The organism is Amycolatopsis sp. M39 (assembly GCF_001651785.1).
GTDB classification, from domain to species: Bacteria; Actinomycetota; Actinomycetes; order Mycobacteriales; family Pseudonocardiaceae; genus Amycolatopsis; species Amycolatopsis rubida.
Map to the genome: position 1 here is coordinate 806,297 of NZ_LWSF01000001.1, position 8,092 is coordinate 814,388.

7 protein-coding genes and 1 pseudogene are annotated in these 8,092 nt (G+C 70.1%); 6 read left to right on the forward strand and 2 right to left on the reverse strand.

The annotated features are described in order from the left end of the window. Window positions 1–98: 98 nt before the first annotated feature. Complete coding sequence (locus tag A4R44_RS03815; protein ID WP_067576339.1) at window positions 99–872, reverse strand: TIGR03619 family F420-dependent LLM class oxidoreductase; 774 nt, start codon at window positions 870–872, stop codon at window positions 99–101. After that, window positions 869–1,606 carry an alpha/beta fold hydrolase gene (locus tag A4R44_RS03820; RefSeq protein WP_067576340.1) on the reverse strand — a complete coding sequence of 246 codons (738 nt, stop codon included), beginning with the start codon at window positions 1,604–1,606 and terminating at the stop codon, window positions 869–871. Before A4R44_RS03820 ends, A4R44_RS03815 begins: the two co-directional genes overlap by 4 nt. A 56-nt stretch (window positions 1,607–1,662) precedes the next feature. On the opposite strand from A4R44_RS03820, the gene A4R44_RS03825 reads away from it, so the two are divergent. The 6 genes and pseudogenes from A4R44_RS03825 to A4R44_RS49935 all read left to right on the forward strand — a co-directional run. Then, on the forward strand, window positions 1,663–2,007 hold the full coding sequence (locus A4R44_RS03825) for a MerR family transcriptional regulator (RefSeq protein ID WP_067576341.1): 345 nt from the start codon (window positions 1,663–1,665) through the stop codon (window positions 2,005–2,007). A gap of 75 nt (window positions 2,008–2,082) precedes the next feature. Further along, a complete protein-coding gene (gene prmC, locus A4R44_RS03830; protein WP_067576342.1) occupies window positions 2,083–2,949 on the forward strand; it encodes a peptide chain release factor N(5)-glutamine methyltransferase in 867 nt (288 codons plus the stop codon). A gap of 418 nt (window positions 2,950–3,367) precedes the next feature. Then, window positions 3,368–5,380 (forward strand): M6 family metalloprotease domain-containing protein, encoded by a 2,013-nt coding sequence (locus A4R44_RS03835; RefSeq protein WP_067576343.1) that lies wholly within the window; start codon window positions 3,368–3,370, stop codon window positions 5,378–5,380. A 114-nt stretch (window positions 5,381–5,494) separates the two neighbouring features. Continuing rightward, window positions 5,495–6,691, forward strand: a complete 1,197-nt coding sequence (locus tag A4R44_RS03840; protein WP_067576344.1) for a hypothetical protein — start codon at window positions 5,495–5,497, stop codon at window positions 6,689–6,691. Between the two features lie 100 nt (window positions 6,692–6,791). Further along, complete coding sequence (locus tag A4R44_RS03845) at window positions 6,792–7,442, forward strand: L-threonylcarbamoyladenylate synthase (RefSeq protein WP_067576345.1); 651 nt, start codon at window positions 6,792–6,794, stop codon at window positions 7,440–7,442. An 87-nt stretch (window positions 7,443–7,529) separates the two neighbouring features. Beyond that, window positions 7,530–8,092, forward strand: a pseudogene (locus A4R44_RS49935) (undecaprenyl-phosphate alpha-N-acetylglucosaminyl 1-phosphate transferase); the annotation flags it as partial.

Below are 8,092 nucleotides of genomic sequence, written 5' to 3' on the forward strand. Positions count from 1 at the left end.
AGCGGAAAGCGTGCACGGCTCCGGCTGACGAGTCTGCTGAGGACAGTCGGTGTCGGGGCGTCGTGCGTGTCTATCGCGGTTCTGACCGGGACAGACACTCACGAGACTTCCGCCGCGAACCCCGCCATCCGCTCCTCGTATCCCTCGTCACCCCCGAAGTGCAAGGCCACCGCGTCCGCCCCGGCCTCCCGATACGCACGGTAGGTCTGGACGGCTGTCTTCTCGTCGAACTGCTGCCGGGCGATCCGCCGCACGCGCCGCTCCGGATCGAGTTGGTCCAGCTTCGCGACCCGTTCCGCGAAAGTCCCCGGCGAGAGACCCGCGCTGAGCCACTGGTCCCCGGCCCGGACCGCCCGGCGCAGCGCGACCGTCGAGTTCCCGCCGACCAGAATCGGGATCCGGCCCTCCGGCCGCGGCTCGAAGTACCCGCCGGAGCGGCCCCGCCCCGTGGTGAACAGCTGCTCCAGCAATGAAAGCGTCTCGTCCACAGTCGCACCGCGGCGAGGGAAATCCGCGCCGAGCTCCGCGAACTCCGGCTCGTTCCAGCCAGCGCCGACGCCCAGCACCAGCCGGTGCCCGGACAGCCGGTCGATCGTCGCGGCCTGTTTGGCCAGCAGATGCGGTTCGCGCAGCGGCACGATCACCACGGACGTGCCCAGCTGGACCCGTTCGGTCGCCGCGGCCAGGTAGGCGAGCGTCGCCAGCGGTTCGTACACGCCGCCGAAGACCTCGCCGAACGGTTCCGGCGGCAGCACGTGGTCCGGCAGCCAGACGGATTCGTACCCCAGTTCCTCGGCCAGCCGGGCGAGGTCGGCGAGGCGGCGCGGGGTCAGATCGGGCGACTCGTTCGGCAGGACCACCTGGCGGCTCATCGCAGCGCCTTCCGGATCGCGGTGAGCCAGGCTTCCGGCGCTTCCTCGCCGATGCCGTGCCCGGACGCGATCTCGACCAGCTCCGCGCCGGGAATCCCGTCGGCCAGCTCCTGCGAGTGCCTCGGCGGCACGAGCGAGTCCAGCGTCGTGGCGATCACCAGCGTCGGGACGGCGATCGACGCCAGTTCCGCGCGGGTGTCGGCATTCCGCGCCAGCTCGACCTGGTACGCCGTCCCCGCGGGCACTGACTCGGCCAGCCCGGCGACTGCCGCGGTGAGCTGCTCCGGCGTCAACGCGGCGAGGAACGGCTCGCTGACTACGGTCAGCGTCAGGTACTTGGCGAGCAGGGTGCGGTCGCCCTTCAGCAGCTCTGCCCACAGGTCCAGCGCCAGCTCCATCCGTGCGTCCGGCCGGGCGAAGCCCGCGGTGAGCACGAGGCCGGTCACGCGTTCGGGATACCGGGTGGCCACGCGGACCGCGACGGCCGTGCCGAGCGAGTAGCCGAGCACGGTGAACTTCCCGACCCCGGCGTCGACGGCGGCCGCGACCAGTCCGTCGGCCAGTTCGTCGAGCGTGCCGCCCTCGACCGGGTAGTCGGCCCCGACCACGGTGTGCGTGCGGGCGAGATCGTCCAGCAACGGACCGAAATTGGCGGTCACGCCGCCGCCCGCGCCGTGGGCGAGCAGCAGGCCGGGGCCCTGTCCTGCGACGAGGGGCGCGAAATGTTCTGTCATGTCCGCGACGTTAAGGATTGACACCAGTGTGAAGGCCAGAAACAGAGGAAAATCGGATGCTGATCGGCGAACTCGCGCAGCGCACCGGCGTCGCGCCGCGGCTGCTGCGGTACTACGGCGAGCAGGGCCTGCTGACCTCGACGCGCAACACGAGCGGCTACCGGGTGTATGACGAGAAGGCCGTCGTCCGGGTGTGCCAGATCCGGAAACTGCTGGCCGCGGGCCTCACCACGGAGATGATCGCCGGGATGCTCGACTGCGCGAGCGGACCCGCCGCGCATCTCGACCTGTGCCCCGACCTGGTGCGCAGACTGCGCGGCGAACTGGCCGAAGTGGACCGCCGGATCGGGGATCTCGCCCAGCGGCGCGAAGTCCTGTCCGGGTATCTCGGCCAGGCGTGAGGTCTGCGCGGCCGGGGGTCGATACGCTGGGCAGCACCCCCGCCGGGGGCAGTTTCGACGAGTGAAGGACGACCAGTGAATCGGCAGCCGCTGCGCCTGGCCATCATGGAGGCCACCCGGATCCTCACCGAGGCGGGCGTGGAATCGCCGCGGTCGGACGCGGATCTCATCGCCGCGCACGTGCTCGGCGTCGAACGGGGCAGGCTGCCGATGGTGCCGCTGGTCGACCCGCCGGTGATCGACGCGATCGGCCAGCTGGTCGCACAGCGCGCGAAACGGATCCCGCTGCAGTACCTGACCGGCTGGGCCGCGCTCGGCAACATCACGGTCAACGTCGGCGCGGGCGTGTTCGTCCCGCGCCCGGAAACCGAACTGCTGCTCGAATGGGGCGTGAAGTTCCTCCAGGGCCGCGAATACCCGGTGGTGGTCGATCTGTGCACCGGCTCCGGCGCGCTGGCGCTGGCGCTGGCGCACGAACGCCCGGACGCGGTGGTCTACGCGGTCGACGTCGATCCGCAGGCACTCGCCTGGGCCCGGCACAACGCCGACGTGCACACTGCGGCGGGCAACACCCCGATCCGGCTCTACTCCGGCGACATCGCCGACCCGACGATGTTCGCCGAACTCGACGGTCTCGTGGACCTGGTGCTCTGCAACCCGCCATACGTGCCGGAGGGCACGCCGGTCCCGCCGGAGGTCGGCGAACACGACCCGGCGCGCGCGGTCTTCGCCGAGGAAAGCGGGCTGGCGGTGATCCGGCACGCGATCGCGGCCGGCGCGCGGTTGCTGCGCCCGGGCGGCGGACTGGCGATCGAACACGACGACACCCACGGTTCGGCGGTGCCCGCGCTGGTCCGGGCGCGCCGGGTGCTGACCGGGATGGAGGATCATCCCGACTACAGCGGACGCGCACGGTTCGTCACCGCTCGCCGGCTGGGCTGAGCCTCGCTTCGCCCAACGCCCCTGAAGGACCCCTTCAGGGCCGGTGGGCGTTCGTGAGGGGAACCCTGAGGGAGTGTTTCGAAACCCGCGTGGTCAGTCGCTGAATCCTTGTGTTACACGGCAGCTTGCACACAACCGCCCGATGAACGCCACGCCGCCCCGGTGTCACAGCTAACGCTCGACCACGCCACCGGGTTTCGAAACACCCTCTGAGGGAATCAGCGTCCCTGAAGGTGCCCCTCACGGACTTCCCGCGGCGCTGTCCGGCCTCCGCGCTGGGCCATTCGCACCTTTGCCCCGCTCCTGCCCGACTTTCGTCGTGCGGCAGCGGGGTGGATTTCGTTCGCTCGCCTAACGATCACCGTTAGCGTCGGGCCTCGGGACCGCCGGGCGGACCGGCGGACTGTGAGGAGCGAGGATGAAATCCCCCTTACCCCGCCGCGATCACCGGAGCCGGAACGCCCGTGGCCGCGTCGGTGTCGTCGTGGCGGTCGCGGCGCTGGCTCCCGCGTTGCTCGCCGGGACCGCCGCGGCCGATCCGCTCACCCAGGGCTGGCCCGCGCCGCTGGACTCCGCGCACTGGGCCGACCAGGCGAGCATGACCTGGCAGGACTACCGTCACGTCCCCGGCACGAACTGGGCCGACCCGGCGCTGAAACCGACCGTGCGCACGTTCAAGGGCGCCGTCGTGCTCGCCGACTACCCGGACGCGGATTTCGTCGTCACGAAGCCGCCGCATTCGACCGTCTTCGGCAATCCGTCGCCGTCGGCCAGCAATCTGCCGCGCGAGAAAGTCGCGCAGCACTACCAGGATTTCCTCAACAAACCCGAGACCCTGAACCACGGCCACACCATCAACGAGTACTGGATGGAGGACTCCGGCGGCCGGTTCGGCGTCGACCTCACCGCGTTCGGCCCCTACCGGATGCCGGGCGCATCCTTCGAGTACGGCATGGAAATGCAGCCGGAGGACTGCCCGGCGAACGCCGACTGCACCCGGGACCTGCGCAAGGACGCGGGCGACGCGTGGCGCGCCGACGTCGGTCCGGTCGCCGACCAGTTCGATTTCGTCTTCTTCCTTTCCGCGGGCCAGGACGAAAGCTCGACGTGGCAGGAATTCGGCGAGATGAAGTTCGGCTCGAAGGAGAACGTGCCCGCCGAATTCGGCCCGCCGGGCAGCAAACCGGGCGAGCGGAACTGGGCGCACACGCGGTACGTGCCGTGGACGTCGTGGGCCTCGGCCTCGACCATCTGGCCCAACGCCGCCAACGGATCCTCGACGCAGGCGGAAAGTTCCGGCCAGGGCGTGTTCGCGCACGAGTTCAGCCACATCCTCGGCATCGGCGACAACTACAACAACCCGTTCGGCGATCCGCCCCGGCGGTCCTACACCGGACCGTGGGAAATGTTGTCGCGCGGCAGTTTCAACGGTCCCGGCGGCCCGCACACGCGCTGGCAGATCCCCGCGACCGAAGGCGGTTCGATGGGCGCGCACCACATGCTGCGCAACAAACTCAAGCTCGGCATCGTCGATCCGAAGTCCGTCCTGAACCTTGACCGGAACCAGCTCGCCACGACCGGTCCGGTCACCGCTCGCGTGACCGCGCGGGAGGCGGTGCCCGAGCAAGGCGCGTACGCGGGCATCACGATCGCGCTCACCGGCGGCGACCGTTCACCCCGGTGCGATCCGGCGAAGGACCCGAAGTGCGACGGCGGCGGGTACGACCACTACAGCGTCGAGGTCGTCGACCGGATGGGCTCGGATTCGTTCGCGCCGGACTCCGGCGTCCTGCTGGCCAAGACCAAGAGCCGCGACGCCGCGCCGTTCGAATGGATCGTGGACGCGAACCCGCAGGATATCGGCTTGACCGACTACGTCCGGCCGGACGGCACCCCGGTCAAGATCACCGTCGGCGACTACCGGCAGCTCAACGACGCCACGTTCAAGGCGGGCACCGGCACGTCCAGCGGTTACGAGTACACCGACGAGGCCAACCGGTTGCGCTTCCTCGTCACCGACCTCGACCGGGACAGCCGCGGCGTGCTGTCGTACACGGTCACCGTCGCGTCGCTCGACGGCGCCGGACCGCAGACGCGCGGCGCGTGGTTGCGGCCCGCACTGCCCGCGTTCACCCGCGGTGGCCTCGCTACCTGCGACTTCCGCCTGTCGAACCAGGGTTCGGCACGCGGCGCGGCAGCCCCGTACGACCAGGACACCTACCGGCTGACCGCGTCCACGGACACCCGCGGCTGGGAAGTCCGGCTCCCGAACGCGTTGACCACCGCCAAGTTCGGCGGCTCGACGCAAATCCAGGCCTATGCGAAACGCTCGGCAGGCGCACCGCACACCGCTCGCGTGCGGCTGACCGCGACGTCTGTCGCCGACCCGGCGAAGACCACGACGACCGCCTGTCCCGCGATCGGGTTCTGATCCGGGAAAGGCGCCCTCCGTCCGCACGGCGGATGGCGCCTTTCGCCCGGGTTGCCCTCAATCGAGCGACCCCCTACCTTGGGGCGGCCGAACAATCAGACTTCTGGGGGAGTCATGTTCTTGCGTCATCGCATCACGGCCGGCTGCGGCGCTGTGCTCATCGCCGCCAGTGCGCTCACCGCGAGCGCCACCAGCGCGTCCGCCGCGGCCGGACCGACCACCCTTCCGGCCGGCGAATACACGCTGACCTCGGATTACCACAAGTACGACGCGGTCTACTCCGGTCTCGCGGCGAAGCTGCACACCGCGCCGGTGCACACCGTCATGGCCACCGCGAACCACGACCGCAAAGCCCTGCCGCCGAGCTTCAAACCGGCCGGGCTCACCGGCGGTTTCCGGTTCGACGACGGCGACAACGGCGACTGCACGAACTACCCGCAGGGCATCACCACCAGCCGCGACGCGGTCGGCGGCGACAACGGCGGCAACTACGACGGGCACCAGCTCGTCGCGGTCAGCTGGTACACGCGCGACAAATGCGGCGGCAAACAGGTCCGCAGCCGGATCACGCTCGCCGACTGGGACGCGACGTACCCGAACAAGTACCGCAAGATCCTGCTCGTCGAACCGACCGGCACGAACGCTTCGCCGAACTACCAGGACATCCCGATCCACGCCGGCGGCGTCTCCTGGTACGGCGACTACCTGTACGTCGCCGACACCGGCGGCGGCATGCGGGTCTTCGACATGCGCAAGATCCTTGAGGTCAACCCGGGCGGAACGGCGGGCCAGATCGGCCAGTCCGGGGGCCAGTACTACGCGCACAACTACCGCTACGTCCTGCCGCAGGTGGGCACGGTCGCCGCGCACACCACGTCCGGCACGAACCTGGCCTGGTCGAGCATCTCGCTGGACCGCGTCAGCAAGTCGATCGTGATGACCGAGTACACCTGCAAGGCCGACTGCAAGGACTACCCGAACCGCCCGCCCCGGGCGGTGCGCTTCCCGTTCGCCTCGGGAGCGACGACGTTCGCCGCCTCCACGACGGCGAGCCAGGCGCTGAAGCTGCCCTGGTACAACCTCAACGGCGTCGCCTCCCACAACGGCCGCTGGTGGTTCAACTCCTCCGCGGCGAAGCAGTTGTACTACTGGACCCCGGCCGCGGGCCCGGCTACGCACGCCTGGGTGAGCAGCGGGGAGAGCATCTCGTACTGGGAGGACCCGAAGGCCGCGGATCTGCTGTGGTCGCTGCAGGAGGGCAAGGGGAATCGCAACGTGTTCGCGGTGAAGCAGGCCACCTACGGCGCCTGACCGCTCGGCGAGGTACGTGCGGGGAACCCGGAGGGAATCAGATTCCTCTCACGTACCTCGGCAGCGCCTGCCAGGGGCGCCGGGGGATAGGCTTCCCGGCATGAGTGCGGTCTACGACTGCGGCAAGCGCGAATCCCGAGCCGAAGGCCTGTCCGCGGCGGCCGCCGCGGTGCGGTCGAGCCGGCTGGTCGTCCTGCCGACGGACACGGTGTACGGCATCGGAGCCGACGCGTTCGACTCCGGCGCCGTCCAGGCGTTGCTGCGGGCGAAGAACCGCGGCCCGGACATGCCGGTCGGCGTTCTCGTCGGTTCGTGGTCCACTGTGGACGGTCTGGTGCTCGGCGTCCCGCCGCAGGCGCGGGCGCTGATCGAGGCGTTCTGGCCGGGCGATCTGTCGATCGTGCTGCCGCACGCGCCGAGCCTGCAATGGAATCTCGGCAACTCCCGCGGCACGGTGATGCTGCGGATGCCGCTGCATCCGGTCGCGCTCGAGCTGCTGCGCGACGTCGGCCCGATGGCGGTGTCGAGCGCGAACGTTTCCGGGCGTTCGCCCGCTTCGACCGTCGAGGACGCTCAGGAGCAGCTCGGCGATTCGGTGTCGGTGTATCTCGACGGCGGGTCGAGCGGGGAAACGGTGGCGTCGTCCATCGTGGACCTGACCGGCGACCAGCCGCTCGTGCTGCGCGAGGGCGCGGTCGCCAAGGCCGCCATCGCCGAGGTGATCGGCGTCGCCGAGGAGACGCTGGACTGAGCCGGGGAAGTGACTGCCGTTCACCGGGGCCGCACGCGGGCGCGGTAGCGTGAGCCGGTGACTCCGACCTCCCGGCGGGCGTGACACATGCCTGTAGTCCAAGGACTTCTCCCGATCCGGGAGTACCTGCTCGTCGCGCTGACCGCGACCGCGGTGACCTATCTGCTGACCGGCGTCGTGCGGCGCGTGGCCATCCGGATCGGCGCGATCGCCAACCCTCGCGCGCGCGACGTGCACGTCAAGCCGATCCCGCGGATGGGCGGCGTCGGCATCTACCTCGGGATCGCCGCGGCGATGGGCCTCGCGCACCAGCTGCCCGCCCTCAGCCACGGGTTCGACGTCTCCTACGACGCGGTCGGCGTGCTGCTCGCGGCGGGCGTCATCTCGCTCATCGGCATCCTGGACGACCGGTTCGAGCTGGACGCCTGGACGAAGCTCGCCGGGCAGGTCATGTGCGCCGGGATCCTCGTCATCTTCGGCGTGCAGTGGGTGTCGTTCTGGGTGCCGTGGGGCGGCAACGGCGATTCCATCGGCTCGGTGCTGGTGCTGGACAAGAACCAGGGCGCGCTGCTGACCGTCGTCATGGTCGTGGTGATGGTCAACGCGATGAACTTCGTCGACGGCCTCGACGGGCTGGCCGGCGGGCTCGG